The 18,251-nt window shown below is 40.0% G+C and carries 15 protein-coding genes and 1 pseudogene; 6 read left to right on the forward strand and 10 right to left on the reverse strand.

Translation table 11 applies throughout. The features are described from left to right. Nucleotides 1-16 precede the first annotated feature (16 nt). From M1D72_RS03875 to M1D72_RS03885, 3 genes are read right to left on the reverse strand one after another with little or no spacing between them, the layout of a single operon-like run. Complete coding sequence (locus tag M1D72_RS03875) at nt 17-454, reverse strand: DUF6691 family protein (RefSeq protein ID WP_456294582.1); 438 nt, start codon at nt 452-454, stop codon at nt 17-19. Nucleotides 455-472: 18 nt separating this feature from the next. Then, nucleotides 473-892, reverse strand: a complete 420-nt coding sequence (locus M1D72_RS03880) for a YeeE/YedE family protein (RefSeq protein ID WP_456294583.1) — start codon at nt 890-892, stop codon at nt 473-475. A gap of 48 nt (nt 893-940) precedes the next feature. Next, the gene (locus tag M1D72_RS03885) at nt 941-1,228 is read right to left on the reverse strand and encodes a metalloregulator ArsR/SmtB family transcription factor (protein ID WP_456295599.1); all 288 of its coding nucleotides are present in this window, start codon (nt 1,226-1,228) and stop codon (nt 941-943) included. Nucleotides 1,229-1,624: 396 nt separating this feature from the next. Here M1D72_RS03885 and M1D72_RS03890 point away from each other — a divergent pair. The 3 genes and pseudogenes from M1D72_RS03890 to M1D72_RS03900 all read left to right on the forward strand — a co-directional run. Beyond that, nucleotides 1,625-1,741 (forward strand): annotated as a pseudogene (locus M1D72_RS03890) (pyridine nucleotide-disulfide oxidoreductase); the annotation flags it as partial. A 79-nt stretch (nt 1,742-1,820) separates the two neighbouring features. Beyond that, nucleotides 1,821-3,518 carry an FAD-dependent oxidoreductase gene (locus M1D72_RS03895; protein WP_456294584.1) on the forward strand — a complete coding sequence of 566 codons (1,698 nt, stop codon included), beginning with the start codon at nt 1,821-1,823 and terminating at the stop codon, nt 3,516-3,518. 147 nt (nt 3,519-3,665) lie between these two features. Next, nucleotides 3,666-4,154, forward strand: a complete 489-nt coding sequence (locus M1D72_RS03900) for a hypothetical protein (RefSeq protein ID WP_456294585.1) — start codon at nt 3,666-3,668, stop codon at nt 4,152-4,154. 253 nt (nt 4,155-4,407) lie between these two features. Here the strand turns inward: M1D72_RS03900 and M1D72_RS03905 are convergent, their stop codons facing one another. After that, nucleotides 4,408-5,286: a 2-keto-4-pentenoate hydratase gene (locus M1D72_RS03905; RefSeq protein ID WP_456294586.1), complete on the reverse strand. Its 879-nt coding sequence runs from the start codon at nt 5,284-5,286 to the stop codon at nt 4,408-4,410. A 321-nt stretch (nt 5,287-5,607) separates the two neighbouring features. Then, on the reverse strand, nt 5,608-6,426 hold the full coding sequence (locus M1D72_RS03910) for an alpha/beta fold hydrolase (protein ID WP_456294587.1): 819 nt from the start codon (nt 6,424-6,426) through the stop codon (nt 5,608-5,610). 250 nt (nt 6,427-6,676) lie between these two features. On the opposite strand from M1D72_RS03910, the gene M1D72_RS03915 reads away from it, so the two are divergent. Next, nucleotides 6,677-7,108, forward strand: coding sequence for an EamA family transporter (locus M1D72_RS03915; protein ID WP_456294588.1), 432 nt, complete (start codon nt 6,677-6,679; stop codon nt 7,106-7,108). Between the two features lie 983 nt (nt 7,109-8,091). Beyond that, nucleotides 8,092-8,583, forward strand: a complete 492-nt coding sequence (locus M1D72_RS03920; protein ID WP_456294589.1) for a VOC family protein — start codon at nt 8,092-8,094, stop codon at nt 8,581-8,583. A gap of 106 nt (nt 8,584-8,689) precedes the next feature. Here M1D72_RS03920 and M1D72_RS03925 read toward each other — a convergent pair whose 3' ends face one another. Together M1D72_RS03925 and M1D72_RS03930 are read right to left on the reverse strand one after the other, a co-directional pair. Then, nucleotides 8,690-9,583: a LysR family transcriptional regulator gene (locus M1D72_RS03925; RefSeq protein WP_456294590.1), complete on the reverse strand. Its 894-nt coding sequence runs from the start codon at nt 9,581-9,583 to the stop codon at nt 8,690-8,692. 931 nt (nt 9,584-10,514) lie between these two features. Then, complete coding sequence (locus M1D72_RS03930; protein WP_456294591.1) at nt 10,515-11,555, reverse strand: polysaccharide lyase family 7 protein; 1,041 nt, start codon at nt 11,553-11,555, stop codon at nt 10,515-10,517. Nucleotides 11,556-12,007: 452 nt separating this feature from the next. Here M1D72_RS03930 and M1D72_RS03935 point away from each other — a divergent pair, with 452 nt between their 5' ends. Beyond that, entirely contained in the window at nt 12,008-12,886 is an 879-nt protein-coding gene (locus M1D72_RS03935) for an NAD(P)-dependent oxidoreductase (RefSeq protein ID WP_456294592.1), read from the forward strand. A 474-nt stretch (nt 12,887-13,360) separates the two neighbouring features. Here the strand turns inward: M1D72_RS03935 and M1D72_RS03940 are convergent, their stop codons facing one another. From M1D72_RS03940 to M1D72_RS03950, 3 genes are all read right to left on the reverse strand, one after another. Continuing rightward, the gene (locus tag M1D72_RS03940) at nt 13,361-15,064 is read right to left on the reverse strand and encodes a methyl-accepting chemotaxis protein (protein ID WP_456294593.1); all 1,704 of its coding nucleotides are present in this window, start codon (nt 15,062-15,064) and stop codon (nt 13,361-13,363) included. A gap of 339 nt (nt 15,065-15,403) precedes the next feature. Further along, nucleotides 15,404-17,485, reverse strand: coding sequence for a DUF4962 domain-containing protein (locus M1D72_RS03945; RefSeq protein WP_456294594.1), 2,082 nt, complete (start codon nt 17,483-17,485; stop codon nt 15,404-15,406). A 125-nt stretch (nt 17,486-17,610) separates the two neighbouring features. Further along, nucleotides 17,611-18,240: a bifunctional 4-hydroxy-2-oxoglutarate aldolase/2-dehydro-3-deoxy-phosphogluconate aldolase gene (locus M1D72_RS03950; protein WP_456294595.1), complete on the reverse strand. Its 630-nt coding sequence runs from the start codon at nt 18,238-18,240 to the stop codon at nt 17,611-17,613. Nucleotides 18,241-18,251: the final 11 nt, after the last annotated feature.

Raw genomic sequence — 18,251 nt, forward strand, 5'->3', positions numbered from 1 at the left:
TAGCAATAGTTGCAGGTTAAGCCTTGCTTGCGCTTGCTACGAACAAATTGGGAAGGGCTAATCCAAGCATGAGACAAACAAAAAATAGCCAAGCACCGAGGTTGCCTAACCCCAGGCTTGCCACTACGGGCCCTGGACAAATACCGGCAATCCCCCAACCTAAACCAAAAACCGCCGCGCCAGTAATTAAACGCCAATCAACAGTTTGCTTCGTGGTTAGGCAAAATTCATCGCCATTCAACGGTTTAACTCTTGGCTTGATAATAAAAAAATACCCAGGCATAAATACCAACAACGCGCCACCCATGACAAACATCAAACTAGGATCCCATTGCCCAGCAACATCCAAAAAACCAATCACTTTGGCAGGGTTTGCCATACCCGATATCACTAAACCAACACCAAAGAGCACGCCACAAAGCAGCGCCGTGATTTTGTACAGCCAATTACTCATCAAAAATACCTCGAACCACTACATGACATGGAGGCGAAAAAAAACGGTCAACGCCGCTACGCCCATAAACACACAAGTTGCAACGATAGAACGCTTTGACAATCTCCCTATACCGCAGATGCCATGACCGCTCGTACACCCATTCCCTAAACGAGTACCAACGCCAACCAAAAAGCCAGCAACGGCCAGCATCATCATTGAACTTGAATAGACAATTGGCACCGCGGTGGTGTAGACACTCGCGGCCCAAATGCCGCCAGAAATCAATCCAACAACAAATAACAACCGCCAGCTAAAATCCGCCGATTTAGGTTTTAAGAGACCAGCCAAAATACCACTAATACCGGCAACTTTGCCGTTAAGTAACAACATCAAAATGGCGGAAAGGCCCAGTAAGATACCGCCTGCTAGTGATGCCCAAGGTATGGAGAATGTCATAATTCACCTCTGAAAATAAAAATGGAATACGCTCATAAATGCCACAAATTAACGGCAAAAGTGCGTCTGTAACGTCTCAATCAATGAGGCAATGCGCCCATCGGCAAGGGAGTAAAAAACCTGCTGCGATGCCTTTCGCGCTCGAATGACTCCGTACTTACGTAAAACCGTTAAATGTTGCGAAAAGGCGGATTGACTCAGTGACGAACCTTGTTGAAGCACACCAACACCAACTTCCCCCTGAGTTAACTGGCATAACACCATCAATCGCTCTGGATGAGCCATAATTTTTAGTAAGTCAGCGACTTCAGCCGCATTTTCTCTCATGGTATTCATGTCTGTTGTATGCACCTAAGATCTCCTTGCCACCAAACACATTAGAGCTTACTAATTAATCTAAATTAGTCAATGCTTATTTAGTGATTATAAATTTAGAACATTTAACATTAGACACTGCTAATTTAAAGTTTTATAGTCGTTGGTATAAGCATGAATCTGTACGGACGAAAGATAGGCGTCAATGCTGGAAGCGTAAACCTAGTCACTGTATTATCACGCGTTTTTATCTTCTGCCCTTTTCCAATTAGCGGCGTTGACGATGTTAATCATCACTGAAGAGTGTCAATTAGCGTCCGCCCAGCAGAGTATGTTTTACCAACGGATTTAAATTAGCCCCTCCTTCACACCCGCGTAAAAGTTCGCAATGTGATAGGCAGAAACTTGGAGTAAATTATGACGAAGATAGTGATCATAGGCGGCGTGGCTGGCGGTGCATCAGCCGCTGCACGAGCGCGACGTTTAAGTGAAGACGCAGAAATCATCATGCTTGAGCGCGGGCCTTTTGTGTCGTTAGTGAAATAGATGATTAACCACTTTTTTAAATTTTCTTTTTTAATTCATCTATGTCATTGATTTTATGGAGATCAACATGACCAAAATCGTAATTATCGGCGGTGTTGCAGGTGGCGCATCAGCAGCAGCTCGCGCAAGACGTCTTAGTGAAGATGCACAAATTATCATGTTTGAAAGGGGTCCCTTCGTTTCGTTTGCTAATTGCGGGTTGCCGTACCACATTGGTGGAGACATCAAAGAGCGTGGTAATCTTCTTCTACAAACACCTGAAAGTTTCCTAGCGCGTTTTAACGTTGATGTTCGCGTGATGAACGAAGTTCTGACCATCAACCGTGAAGAAAAAACCATCACAGTTCGCAACCTTCTTGACCAAAGTGAATACACAGAAAGCTACGATTTCCTACTTCTAAGCCCTGGTGCTGGACCTGTTGTTCCCCCTATCCCAGGTCTAGATAATCCATTAACGCACTCACTGCGTAATATTCCAGACATGGATAAGATTATCCAAACCATTAATACCAACCAAGTGGATCACGCAACAGTTGTGGGTGGTGGTTTTATCGGTTTGGAAATGATGGAAGCCTTCCATCAGCTAGGTATTAAAACCACATTGCTGGAAATGGCTGATCAAGTAATGACGCCCGTTGACCGTGAAATGGCAGGTTTTGCTCATGCAGAAATTCGAGCTAAAGGTATCGATTTACGTTTAAGCACTGCCCTTCAATCTGTTGAGTTTAAGCCAACAACGGCACTTGCAAGCATGGATTCAGGCCAATCAGAGCACCAACATATTAATGGTGAGCTTGAACTTACTCTAAGCGATGGTGACACACTAACCACTGATATCCTAATCATGGCTATCGGTGTTCGCCCTGAAACCAAACTAGCTTCAGAAGCTGGCCTACAAATTGGTGAGCTAGGCGGTATCTGCACTAACGAATACATGCAAACCAGCGATCCATCCATCTATGCAGTAGGCGATGCTATCGAAGAGAAAGACTTCGTGACCGGTCAGCAAACAATGGTTCCTCTGGCTGGTCCTGCAAACCGTCAAGGCCGTATGGCAGCAGACAATATGCTTGGTCGTAAAGAAACTTACCGTGGTACGCAAGGCACAGCGATTTGTAAGATTTTCGACTTAGCGGTTGCATCAACCGGTAAGAACGAGAAACAACTGAAACGTGATGGCGTGGAATACCAAAAAGTTTATGTCCACACCGCAAGCCATGCTAGCTACTACCCTGGTGCGGAAGTCGTTTCGTTCAAAATGTTGTTCGCCCCTAAAACCGGTAAAATCTTCGGCGCACAAGCCGTAGGTAAAGATGGTATCGACAAGCGAATTGACGTAATGGCTGTTGCTCAACGTGCAGGTATGACCGTTGATCAACTTGAGCATCTAGAGCTAACTTACGCGCCACCATACGGCAGTGCGAAAGATGTAATCAACCAAGCGGCGTTTGTTGCGAACAACCTTATCAAAGGCGATACCAAAGCGATTCACTTTGATGAGTTAGACAGCTTAACTGACGATCAAATCTTGCTTGATGTACGTAACCCGGGTGAGCTACAAAATGGCTTCCTATCTGGTGCGGTTAACATCCCAGTTGACCAGCTGCGTCAGCGTATGGATGAGCTGCCAAAAGACAAAGAGATCATCATTTACTGTCAGGTTGGTCTACGCGGAAACGTAGCATACCGTCAGCTAGTGAACAACGGCTATAAGGCACGTAACCTACTCGGTGGTTACCGTACTTACCTGTTTGCTAAAGCGTAATAGAACACTAGCTTCTATAAACTAGAAATTGACCAGCACACATGTGCTGGTCTTTTTTTATATTAGGGATAGATATATCTTGCACAGTCGCCATAATGGATTTATCTAATATGTATTGAATGTGTAATGATCTTGGAGGGAGAAAGTTTGAGAAATCGCGTATTGTATTTTGATGTCAGTAGCCTTTTGCTGTCTGTCCCTTACAGAGAACATTCACCAAACGTGCAACAAACATTCGATTGTATTAGTCAATTTGGTCCAGAGTTCTTTGACTATATCTCTTTAGACAAAGAGGCAATTGAATTGTTAACTGAATTTAGCCAAAAAGCTGATGTTCTCCTTTACCCTATACAGAAACGCTTTAATCGAGAGTTTTTAATCGAACAAGGATTTGATGAGTCGGTCTTGGCTCCAGACGCCTCATATACCGTTAGGTACGGCGACACTAATGAAGTGAACCATAAAATTTCGCATGCGCACGCAATTGATGCGGATTGGTACTTTGTAAGTGATGATTACGACAAAGCATTCATAGAACCTCAATTCCCCGAACGTTTCATTGACGCTGGAATCGGAGGGGTTTCACCTGATTTAATTCAAAATCTAATGGATAAATTTGATATCACCGACAAGTGAGACCTGAAGGTCTCAACTACTACTTAAAACACTTTTGGACAGAAACGTGTCAGTGACTTTGCTAAATTAGCAATTTATGAATTAGGTCAGGTATAGCAAACTCGCTAGATGAAGTGTTCAATCTAAGTGGTACAGCTCAGTATTGGAAAAGCTTGTAGTCTTCGTAACACGATCCCCAAATTTGGTGTCGTACTTAAACTGAACAGATGGTCCTTTTGTGAATAAATCAAATCTACAACTGTCAATTCGTTTCCTAATCCTCAAAATTTACATGAACACTACCAAGCGAACCGAAATGACCACGAACCTTTATTGGAGGTGCAGCCGGTACAGGTCCAACTACAGCCCCTGTCGTCACCCATTCACCAGCTTTTAAAGCGTAACCTCGCTTTTGCAAATGATTCGCGAGCCAAGTTATCGAATTGAGCGGATCTCCCATTACGTTCTTACCTAAATTTTCACCCACTTTCTTATCATTCATATATCCGGTTACCATAACATTTGCCAGTTCTATACTTTGCCAATCTTTTATAGGAGGACCATAAACAAAACCGAAGTTACCCCCATGATCTGCTGCAAACTGAGGTAAACCAGATTTAACTGGGCCTTGGGTATATCGCGTACCAACAGGTTCTATCGCTAAATGCATGCTACCGATTGCTGCTTTTACCTCTTCTTTACTATAAGGCTCTTGTCGAGACGGTAGTGTTTCAGCCATTCTAAAAGCAAATTCAAACTCAAAGCCGTACAGTGTTGGAAAACCATTGTTTATGGTCTGGGGTTCAGGATATGCCCACTGTGAGAATAGTGGTCCTGAAACTGGCTCACTAACACCAGCCTTTTTCATGAGATCGTCACTGGTAATCGCAATTTTCCAGCCTATAAGAGGAATACCAATATTTTTAATAATTTGGTCTTGAACTATATAACCTTCTTCTAATGTGTTCGGTTTTACCATGTTTGGTAATTCAATAAGTTCATTCTGCTTTCTGGCTGAAATAAGTAGTTTTGCGGCTTCCTCTGCCTGTGATTTGGTAATTGGTTTTTTCTGATTTCCAACCAAAACTTCATCCGCATTTGAGATATTAAAAATTAAAATGCATATGGATGCCAAAATCATTTGTTTCTTCATAGAATTACCGACTAATTAATACTAAATTTAGTATAAGTATATTCCAAACGCAGACGACCTGAAATCAATCATAAGTATCGCTAGTGATAATTTTTGATGAAAATACGGGGAAATGGAACGCGTTTTTTTAGACACTGGATTTCGTAAGTGAATAACCACTGAATCATTAGATGCACATATATCTAATGAATGGTCAACGCTAGACATATTGATCCATTAACAGAATTTGGACAAAAGCTGTTTAGAGTTTCGGAGCTTATGCTTGACAGAATTTCTATCATGTTAGAAAAAGTATGCTGAGGCTATAGTCTCGTGTCATATTCAATTTTCAATAAACGCTCGGATTTCTTTGACCAATCTTTCTGGTTTTTCTTCGATAACTAAATGCCCAGATTCTGGGATAGTAACTAACTTAGAGCCTTTAATTTTACTATGGAGAACGTGAGCTTGTTCAACAGGAATCCATTGATCCTCTTCCCCCCACAGGATTAATGTCGGCACATTAAAGCTAGCAAACTTATCCTGAAACTCATCCGTGTATTTTGAATCGGCTTGGGCTATTTGCCTATAAAAGGCTGCTTTACCACGTTCTCCTAACCATGGAGCAAGAATACCGTCAACTGTTTCTGAAGTTAATGGCTGAAATGCAGCTGTTTTTATGTATGCTTCAACAATAGCTGAATGGATAAAATCGGGAACTCCTGCAAAAGCTGCCTCATGTTTCTCAATATGTTTGAAAAATGGAGAGCCCCATGGAGACAGTGCTACAGGGTCAATTAGTACTATCTTTTTATACTTTCGTTGATTCAATAAGTAATTTCTCAGTACTGTTGTTCCCCCAAAATCGTGGCCTATAATAAAAGGTAATTTCAATTGCCAATGATCTATCAAAGCGTCCAGTAACTGATTTTGTACTTTTAAAGATACATCCGCGTCACTTTTATCCGATTCACCATAACCCAATAAATCGAAATAGTAGACTGTATAATGACCCGAGAGCGCTTGAATCAAATGTCTAAGATTGAATGATGACCAAGGAGTGCCATGAACCAAGACAAGAGGTTCTCCCTTTCCTTCAACCCCATATTTCACTTCCCTATCTTTATACTCAAAAGTATATGGTAAACTCCAACCTTTCATTTTTTCTCCTTGAATATAACGCAATGTTAAGCGGTTGACACCGCGATGCCACCTAATTTAAGTCATTGTACCGTAAACACAAAAGCTAAATTTTTAACTGAAGCCGCCAAGCGTTCAGAATCCATCTTGAACGCTTTGTTAGCTTTGCATTACAATTGAGAACAATAACTATTCATTAATCAAGTATCACGTATTTTACTAGTAATCTAAAATACGCTTGTTTCCCATACAATTACATGGATTACATACAATGACACATACTTCATGGCTTTTCTGGGCCTTACTTTCGGCCGTGTTTGCAGCGATAACCGCTGTATTTACAAAGCTGGGTGTGAATACCATTAATTCAGACTTCGCTACTTTCATTCGAACTTGCGTAATCCTTGTTTTAGTAACAATCATAGCGTTTGCAACTAAGCAATTTCAGCCTATTAGCTCTGTATCCGGTAAGGGACTTACATTTTTAATCTTATCTGGATTAGCAACAGGAGCGTCTTGGTTGTGCTATTTTAGAGCAATGAACCTTGGTCAGGCTTCACAAGTAGCACCAATAGACAAATTGAGCGTAGTTTTAGTTGCGCTGTTCAGCGTAATACTATTAGGAGAGCAACTAAGCACAACCAACTGGTTTGGAATTATTCTGATCACCATCGGAGTTATCCTAGTTGCATGGCAAAACTAACGCCGTGTTAAGGGGTGAGACAACGCTACCACCAAAGCGGATATAACAGCCTTAATCACTTAAACTGATTTGAAGTGAAATCGCCACGCGTTGACGAATCCCTCTTAAACACTTTGTTATGTTTTACCACAACTGACTCGCATACTTGGCAAAGAACTGAATTGCATAAAGAATTATTTAACTTGCGTCACACGACGTTGTGGAATAGTCCGACAAAAACGATAAATACAAAACGTGTAATACTCAGGAATTTGATTGAGGCAACTCTGATGATTTTCAGCGAATGACGGCATCCCTTTCAAAACAGCGAAAAACAAAACTCAAATTGCCGAAAGCCCCGCTGCCGATTTGCTAATTGGGAAATAGAACCAAAGCGACTTTAAGCCAAACCAATTTTCAACACGCAGACGCAATTTCAAATTGAAGCAACCCACGAACCTTGAAGCATAAAACGAGTTGAGAAATTCAAGAACTTAGGACGGCAATATTAAACTGCTGAGGCAACTCGAACGAATTGCCAAAGAGACCAAAGAAATAAGCGCCCAGAAACCCTTTATTTCTTTTAACTCAAAGTGAAACATAACGTTTTCTATACGGTTTTTAGCCGCTTTTCATACTCCTATCATGCAGCCTTTCCAATCGCAGTTCAATTAATAATCAATAGTTTAATGAGATGTTAGGGTATTAAAATGCAAAATGACGCATAATGTTTAAAAAGCTTACTTCGGCACTTACTCGAATAACTACAGGTAAGGCAAACGTACAATCACAGATTGTGAGTAGACTTTCGCGCTGAGAAGGAATGGGGTATTTTCTTGCTAGCCTAGATCGCGCTGAATTGGTGGTATGTCACACCTTACCTCCACTATAATTTAAAATTATTGTTTTTATAAATATCGATAATTTAACTTAATAATCATAGCCCCATATACTTCCTTTCATCGAAACGATAGTTTCAACATGAAAGTTATTGGGAGCAAGTTATGAAAATGAATCACGTGGGCATCATGGTTGGTGATATGGACAAAGCGGTTGAGTTTTATACTAAAGCGTTAGGTTTTCGTATTGTAATGAACAACACTAAAGTGATTGAAGAACGAGAATCTGCGATTGGCCGTATGTGCATTGCGGTATTCGGTGAAGGTTTTAAAGGTTTTAACATCGCTCATCTGGTAACAACAGATGGTATCGGCGTTGAACTGTTTGAGATGAAAGATCGTCAAGAACGTCACGAAGTAGACTTCTCTCGTTTGGGTATTTTCCACTTCTGCTTACAGCTACCTAAAGAGCAGTTTGATACAGCAATCAAGCGTGTCGAAGAGTATGGCGGTAAAGTTCGTATGGACATCATGCGTTACCATCCAGAAGAGGAGCTAAAACAAGCACAAATGGTTTATCTGGAAGACCCTTTTGGCAACCTTTTTGAGTTCTACTCACATTCTTATGAAGACACTTACTCTTCAGGCTATGAATAAATAAAACAAAAGGTTGGCTCTAATGCCAACCTTTTTGAGTTCATTCCTAGGGCAGATATAAGACCCAAAAAGCTAATATCTTCTGAATAGTTGTTCTTTACTCACATCAACCTATATCAAAAGAGTGCTCGATAACTTTAATAATTTGTTCGTAACGCTTAGCAAGAGGTGAATTCAGCTTGCTAACCAAGTAAACAGGTTCTTGTATATTTGTGGCAACATCGAATATTTTTAGCTGATCTTTGTCCGAGAAAAGGTTAACGCACCATCTAGGAACCACCGTAAAGCCTATTCCCTTAGCTATAGGAACCAATATTTGATGCACTTGGTTAATGTAGCTTTGTGTCGAAACATCCTCTAAATCGACCAAACGTAGCAAATCGTTGTAGGCTTGATTAACATAAGTTTGAAAATAATGAGCTAAATCTGGATGACGGACTACTCCCAACTCCATTAACAATTCATTTATAGGTAAGCTTTCGTCTGCGGAAAGCGGCAGTACAAGAGCAAGACACTCCGCACCAATAATACGACTCGAAAAATATTTAGGATTAGGTGCTTTTGTCACTAAACCTATGTCCAATTTTCCCTGGAGTATCTGATCAAATATACGTTGGTTTGGTGTTGCTTCTAACTCAATGGATAAGTCTGGGTAACTCGTTTGCAAAGAAAGTAATTCTGAATAAATCAACCAGGCGAAAGTTCCCGAACAGCCAATAGTACAGCGACCGCGGAAAGGTTCATCGTGTGCCAAACTCTGTAATAGTTCAGACTCTTCTTCAAAATGTTTGACAGCATAATCGTAAACTTTACGCCCATAGATTGTTAACTCAAATTTTTTGTTAAATCTCTTTATTAAAGGATAACCACACGCAGTTTCTAGTTTGTTTATGTGCTGGCTTACCCCTGGTTGCGTCATGTGGAGTAACTCTGCCGTTTTAGTGAAATGTCCAACGTCAACCAGTGTTTTGAAAGTGTTTAGCCAAATAGGATTAAGCATAGTTAGAAACCAATAATTATTAATATATGCATTTTCGATAATTTTTTAATTATAGATAAAACCACGCTTTAAGTCGCTATAGCTTAGAGAGATCATCGATTCATATAGAGTTTCATCTGCATCGCGTCAAACAGTTCAGTGAAAGGCTAAGATATTAGATTACAGACCCTTTTTTTGCCTAAAAAGTAGAGTATTAAGGCGTATTTCTTCTGATTGCGCATTACAAAGATTGGATGATTTACGCTTGGAATAACAGACACGATGAACTGAACAATCAGGTGATTATGGTACATTGATATATTATGGCGTTAGTTCGTTAGAAAAGGTCCTGAAAGGCAATTCGGAGTTTATATTGAACAATAGTAAAAATAGCGTCTTAGCCAAGAAGCATATAACTCCCCATAACTTCGTGCGATTTGCGTGGGAAATGGACTTTAGAATTTCTGTTGCTGATTCTGACGTACTTCACGCAGATTTTATTCAAAATGTCACCTTACTAGCCAAGCAAAAAATATAGATGTTCACTATTTAGATTTTTCAAAATACGACACTGCATCATCAGCGTTGTCTGCAAATGAGAATTCAGACTTCCTTGCAGCCATCGAAGATGGAAGTAAAAATCTTTGTTGTGGTTTGTTAATTGCGAATCACTCGCACCTTTGTATGTTGATGTTACGTACTCTCTACGTACAATTTTGACAACGCGACAAGTTAACAATACGCAATCAGAGTTCATCGCAAATAAAACAAGTCTGTTAAATATGTTTACTAATCGTGAAGCTCCCTTTTATCAAAGTCATTTTATGCTGACGAGTTACAGCCGCTAACTGTGAAGCATCTGTCCATTGCCCATAGCCGAGTTAGCAAATAACCAAAACAATTAAGCCTCCAATCACATTTAGCAGTTGGAGGCTTAGTTGCTTAAGACTGATTAGTGTCCATTCAGTTTCAAAGCAGAGAACGTTACACTATTATAGTCTCCATTCTTTTTATCAATGGCAAAGTCACCAGTTCCTTCACAACCCGGCCCCCAGACTGGGTGAGATTCTTGAACGCTACACTGACCATAGGCGCCAGCCTTAAAGTAAAATGCATCTTTCGCATATCCCTGTGGTGAATCTTTACTGTCAACTCCCTTGCTTAAGTCAATCTCGTATTTCACCGCGTCATGACGCTCTGTCTCAAATGTCAGGTACATCATTGTACCTTGTACATCAATCTTGTAGCTGAATTCTTCACCCAATGCTATTCCAGAGTCACCCGGCTCCTCTGAGTTCTCCCATGTACGTCCCCACACCGGATAAGCAATGTCAGCTCTATTGGGATCGTTCTTTTCTAGATTACGTTCGTAGTTCCAAAACACAGACCCCATTTTATGGCCTGGGAATTTCTTGTAGAAAATCTTAATTGGCTCATTACCATGACCAAATCCAGTTTTTGCCTTTATTTGAGCATTGTCTTTTTCAGCATGAATTTGCCCAACAACTACAGAATGCGCCGGATACTTCTCTGGAAACTTAGCGTGTAAAGATACGTGGTTAACTTTAAGCGTTGCTTCTAAAGTTCCACCAACCGAACTAAAGGAATCAGCATCAGGGTGGCTAGAAAGCGCCCAGTTGTTTTTGTTGTCGTGAGTATCAATCGAAAAGTCTGCACCACGAGCCATCTGACGCAGCTCTGAACGGGCGTTCTTTGAGTTCTTTGTCGTAATTGCTTTATTGTGAACTTCAAACACAATATTGCCGTCTTTATCTAAATGAAAAAAATCTGAGTGAGAGTAGCTCATCATCGCTACCCCTTCAATTTCATCTACTCGACCATCCTCATTGATATCTGAAGGAATGGTAATTTTCCAATTACGCATGTCAAATTTGTCGGCAGGTACTGGATAATCAACACCATTATTAGCAATGTTAGCTAAAGCAGGCACAGACAAAAGAAGAGAACTGGTAAGAACTAATATTTGTTTCATCTAACAACTCCTTATATGTATTATTGTCATACATATAATCCAGTTTTGTTTTTAGATGTACTATCAACTAATAGAATTGTTTGATTACTCACATTTATTGGCTTTTTAATCTGATCTACAGCCCAAAATCAACACATTACTGCGGTCGATGACCTATCCAAACAGAAGTTGATCACGTGACACCTGCGCCTCAGGCTTTTATTTGACTAGCCATAACATCATTTTTTGCGATATTTGTGTGAGCGCTCGCACATAATTGTCATACAATTAAAATATTCAAATCAATCTACCAATCCCAGAAAATAAATATAAATATATGATAATAAACGACTTTTGTTACATAACACTTATACACCACCCGAAATAGCTCTGTCCTTAAGTCATTGCCAAATCCTTTATATAGCGATAACATCAAACCATATAATCATACAATAGTATATTTGGAGTAAGATATGACTAAACCTGTTATTGGTTTCATTGGACTGGGTCTAATGGGCGGCAATATGGTTGAAAACCTACAAAAACGTGGATACGAGCTAAACGTTATGGATCTCAACACTGAAGCAGTAGCTACTTGTGTTGCCCGTGGCGCTCAAAAAATGAGTTCAGCTAAAGAGCTAGCAGAATCAAGCGATATTGTTATGCTATGTCTAACCACTTCTGCCGTTGTAGAAAAATTAGTTTATGCTGATGACGGTATTCTGGCAGGTATAAAAGAAGGTTCAGTATTAATCGACTTCGGTACTTCAATCCCAGCTTCTACTCGTAAGATTGGTGCAGATTTGGCGGCTAAAGGCGCTGGCATGATCGATGCTCCATTAGGCCGTACACCTGCTCACGCTAAAGATGGTCTCTTAAATATCATGGCTGCTGGCGACATCGAAACATTTAACAAAGTTAAACCTGTTCTTGATGAGCAAGGTGAAAACGTATTCCATCTAGGTGAACTAGGCGCTGGTCACACAACCAAGCTAGTGAACAACTTTATGGGTATGACAACCGTTTGTGCGATGTCTCAAGCTTTTGCTGTGGCTGACCGCGCGGGTGTAGATCGTCAGCAACTATTCGACATCATGTCTACTGGCCCTTCAAACTCACCATTTATGCACTTCTGTAAGAATTACGCTGTTGATGGTGTGAGTGATCTAGGCTTCTCAATTGCAAATGCAAATAAAGATTTGGGTTACTTCTTAGAAATGGTTTCTGACCTTGGAACAGAATCTAAAATTGCAGAAGGTTCATCAGCTAACCTACAAGCGGCGTTTGAAGCCGGTATGGGTAACGGCAACGTACCAGAAATCTTTGACTATTTCCTGAACCTAAAAAAATAAATCACTCAATTAATAAGTGATAATCAAATTTAAGCTGTCTCGTCCTCGTAAAACGCATGACAGTTTATGAGCCAGTAACGATAAATTACTGGCTCTTTCACCTAGCCTTAATGGATCTCCCCCCTATAAACGTTCTAGGGCTAGGTGTTTTTAACTTCCTACGACTCATAAATACCTACTTTCATTGGGGAAATTGCAAAATCTATCAATTTGTACTATTGGACTAGCATATTGCTTCAATATCGAGCATATACTTGAAATTGATGAATAGAGATTTCGAAATTCAACTCAATATAGAGCAATTTAGTGAATTGGAAATTAATCAATGGATACTATACACCTTTCTTAAAACACCAGAGTCATTATCCCCACAGTTTATATGTAACAAAGAAACCCAGCCTAAACTGGGTTTGCAATAATGAAGAATGTTACGAACAACTCCATCAAAGTTTGTTTAATTCACACAGAGCAAATTCAACGCAACTTAAACTGATTTACCACTAGAACTAAATTGGAATTAATTTGAGATATATACCCAGCTTGATTCATCGTTTTCTCTACGTTTTGAGATAACGCACCAACTAAGCTACTCAATGCATTCATATTTAGGCTAATTTCTTGGGTAACTCCACTTTGCTGCTCAGCCACCGTAGCTATTTCAGCCATTAAGTCGTTAATACACGAGACTTGTTCCGTTAAATTATCAAGACTAGCACCAACACTAACAATATTATTCGTAGATTCAAAACCCTTGGTTTTAGTGTTCTCCATTGCACGCACGACTTCATCATTAATGGATAATAACCGTTTAAGTGTCTGATTTATTTCTTCCGTACTATCTTGTGTTCTACTTGCAAGAGTTCGTACCTCGTCTGCCACAACCGAGAAGCCTCGACCTTGTTCACCAGCTCTTGCTGCTTCAATAGCAGCATTTAGTGCTAATAAATTTGTCTGATCTGCAATCTCTCCAATTACTGTCAAAATATTACTAATTTCTTTAGATTCATTGCTCATATTTTGTAAGCTAGCTGCTGTATTTTCTACCTCAGTAGCCAATTGGCTTACTTGTTCCTGTGTGCTGCATACAGCCGTCTTAGATAGCTTTCCATATTCTGAAGCAGAGTTGGTTGAATTAGCTGTTGTTTCTGCATTCTGTGCAACAGTTTCGGCTGTAGAATTCAACTCTTCTATCGCAGTAACAATTTGTTCTGTTTCTTTCGAATGCTGAGTTAATATGTAGCTGGTTTCATCAGCTTGTACTTCAAGTTGCTGTACATTTTCCTTTAAAGATGTAGAGGCGCTTTCGATTTTTAACATCAAAAATTGTATCTGCTCTATAAACTTATTGATTCCATCCGCTATCTTTCCCAAATCATCATCGCTTTTTACAACTAACCTTTGAGTTAAATCTCCCTCACCATTTGATAATTCATCGACTATGGTTCTAAGTGATTTTATAGGTTGATATAAATAGTTCATCACTAATAACATAATGATTATTGAGACAATAATCGTACATATTATTTTTAGTACTTCACTAACAATAAGTTCGTCCATTTCAGAATATGCGATCTTAGGATCGATAAACGAAACCATTGACCATTTTTTACCTGAGCTAATTCTGATTTCTTTTGCCATTAGTAGGATTGGTTGTCCTCCAACCTCACTTGGAAACAATTCTCCAATGTGTTCAATTATATTTGGAATATTGTATTCTTGAGGCAATGAACTTATTTGGTCTTGCGAATGTATTGCATCGAAGTTGGACGCAACTACCATACCATTTTCATCTACTACTATTCCTTTAGCTTGGTAGATTTGTTCAAGACCACTAAGTTGTTCACCCAGTTTATCAAATCGAATATCAGCTAAAACCACACTATTTCCAAGCGAATACATAACACCAATCATTGGCGTTTGATTGCTTTTGGTAAAAAATAATTTACTAAAAGAAAGTCCATTAGTTTGTTTCGCCTGCTTATACCAAGAGCGTGTTCTTGGATCATACTTCTCGGGGATCCCTACCCCACCAGGAAATGAGTCAGAAGGACGAGATGTATAGCTCCGTCCATCATCATAGCCGACTATAATTTTTGCTATACCACCAAAAGTAGCCCCATAACGCATTAGCTCCTCTTGCGGGACAGAAAGATTTTGAGACTTCAACGTGTTTGCCACTGCATTTACCGTTTCTACAGTTCGACGAACGTCATTCTCAATTTTTTCGCTTCTACGGACAACGATGCTTCAATTCTGTCTACAATCCGTTGCTTGTGTACTTGTTTTATCTGAACGAATGAATACCAGTTTGAACTGATAAGAATTAAAGAAATTACAATTGTTACAACCAGAATTAACTTGCTCTTAAACCCGAGTAAATGTGGCGATTTGATATTAAACATAGATTTGTTATTTCCCTATTGCTTGACCACATAAGTGGCTTACACCAAACTTTATGTTCGTATTAGTAATAAAAAGCCCAGCCGAAGCTGGGCATTTATTTAATAATTAATTAACTCAGTTCAATTTAATTTGAACCGCATCACCATCAACAACAAGTTTCAAAGTATTACCTTCAACTTCATAAGTAACAGTCAGTTGCTCTCCCTCATTTTTATTTGGGGTTAACAATGTCAACACATTATGCAGCTTCGTAGGTTTAAACTTCACTTCAACGTGGCGGTGAACCTCTAGATCTTTGTATTCATATGGGTCAACATCACCGAAGCCTTCAACGTTTTCTACCGAAACAATATTGTCTTGTGCTTCATTAATAAAGTTCACATCCAGATGGGCTTTTTCACCACGAATAGTGAATGATCTGTCAGCAATTTCATTCGTATAAGTAGTATGCATTAACCAAGTCATGTCTTTCTCTTCAGAAAGAGCAGCTCTATCTTGAATAACGAATACCTTCCCTTTTACGAACCAAATTTTACGCTTGTATGATTCAATTTCTGGCACAAAATGCTTATATGAATCGGTCGCATCACCTTCCACCATTTTGATTTCGGAGTCGGTATCAAAATCCACGATACGGCCACCAGCCTCGATACAAAAGCGATCTTGGTGACCTTCGTAGCCTGTATTTTTGTTCTCACCGTATTGGCCTTTTCCACCAAACAACGGTAAGTTCTTAGAGAACGTATGACGACGCCACTTAGTATGCATGTCTACGCCAAAACCACCGTAATAACCAGTAATAGAGGCTAGAGTTTCTCCAAAGGCATGCAACGTAAAGGCATTTTGGTCACCATGAGAATGGCTGATAGACCCAAAAGGTGAACACTTGAAGATCATATGAATATGTTCATCACGCTCAGTCATCTTATTATGAAAAGCAGCCCATCCCGTAATCGGGAATACCTTCAACAAAGGGTCGTTTGATGGTGCTTTTTCTTCCGGAGCATCCCATAAAATGTTGAAACGCAAGTCATCATAGCCAAAGTCCCACCAGCCATAATTGTAGAATTTTGTATGTGCTTCTGTATCACGACCTTTAAGCTGATTGTAATACCAAACATACTCTGGTTTTTGATTAACACCTGCATAATGCTTGATGTTGTAAGCCAGTTTAAGGCCAGGAAAATCACCAATCGAAGACTGATCACAGAAGCTTGCACGCTTTGAGTGTACAGGCATGCAGTACAGTGGAAAGTCGCCCGTATTTTCGTAGAAAGTTTTATTAAACATATCTACGCCAGTGTAAGCCTTCAATAAATCGAATGCTTCACCCAAGAATGCCGTTTGAGTATTCCAATAATCCGGACCTTCTGCCCATCCACCATCTTCACCACCCCATGGTGGATAATGTTCTGCGTAATATTCCAAAGCATATGACAAATATTCACCAGCTTTAGGATGATCGTGGAATAAAGCTATACATGTTGGAATAACAGCGGATGAGATAGAACGAACACCATGGCTGTTTAGTGGATTCGCAAGCAAATCAACCGTCACTTTCAGGTGGTGCATAATCTCATCTAAGCGAGTAACTAGTGCTGTTTGAACAATCTCACGTTCTTGCTCTGAAAAGTATGAATGAAGCCAGTCATAACCCCATGCCATAGCAGCGATAACACGGAAAGCGGCCTCATCATTATAACCACGAGATGTAACGCCATCTGGATCGTAAGAAGCGAGCTTCAACGTCCATGCTTTCGCTTTTAGGATAAGAGATTCATCTTTTTTAACAACACCAGCAATCGCTAGGTTGCGTGTTGCGTTAAGAGCCATCTGGCAATCAACATACATTTGTCGCCAATATGGTCTCCATAATGAAGCTTTTCCAACCGTCTCTTCTGGATATGGTTGCGGTTCTTCATAAGGTTCAACATCTAAAAATTTAGCTGTTGAATTGACATAAAAATCGTCAAACATACAGAACGATTCATCTTTCTGTACTTTACCTTGGAACTCTTCAAGATCTTGTGCTTGAACTAGAAGGCGTGGACGCTCCACACTTAAGTTATCCAAAAATGATAAATCAAAGTCTCGCTTCTGTACTTTAATTGGCAGTAAATCAACTAAGTTACCGGCTGAAGTATCATTCTCCAGCTTGATTTTTTTAATTGCATCAAGAGATTTTTGGTTTTGCATAATGTTCTACTTTGTTGAAATCAGCAAATGACACACCGTTAGTTCTTCCTGATTTAAACGACGCTACGTATTGCATAATAGAAAGAGATAAAGCGAGCACATGCTCGCCTACTACTAGTTTTGCGCTACAGGTTCGTTACATGCTCAACAGCATCACGCACCAGTTTCCCTAATTCTTCCCATAAGCCTTCATCAATAAGCTTCGTTGGAACCATCCAGGTTCCGCCGCAGGCTAATACCGATGGAATAGACAAATATTCGTCAACATTGTTTAAACTTACACCACCAGTTGGCATAAACTTAACTGGATAAACCGCGGTTAATGCTTTTAGCATTCCCACACCACCAGAGGGTTCAGCAGGGAAAAACTTAAGCGTACGAAGCCCCATTTCCATTGCCTGCTCCACTAAGCTTGGATTATTAACCCCAGGAACAATTGGAATGTTTTTCTCAAAGCAATACTGAACCGTTCTTGGGTTAAAACCAGGGCTAACAATAAAATCGACACCAGCATCAATAGAAGCATCAACTTGCTCGTTCGTTATGACGGTGCCCGCTCCAATAAGCATATCTGGAAACTCTTTGCGCATAATGCGAATAGCTTCGATAGCACAGCTAGTACGAAGTGTAATTTCAGCACAATGCATGCCGTTTTCCATCAAAGCTCTGCCTAGAGGAATCGCGTCTTCAGCCTTATTAATTGCAATAACAGGGATTACTTTTAATTCAGCAAGTTGTTCATCAAGCGTTTTCATAAATACAATCT

Source organism: Vibrio sp. AK197 (assembly GCF_053903115.1).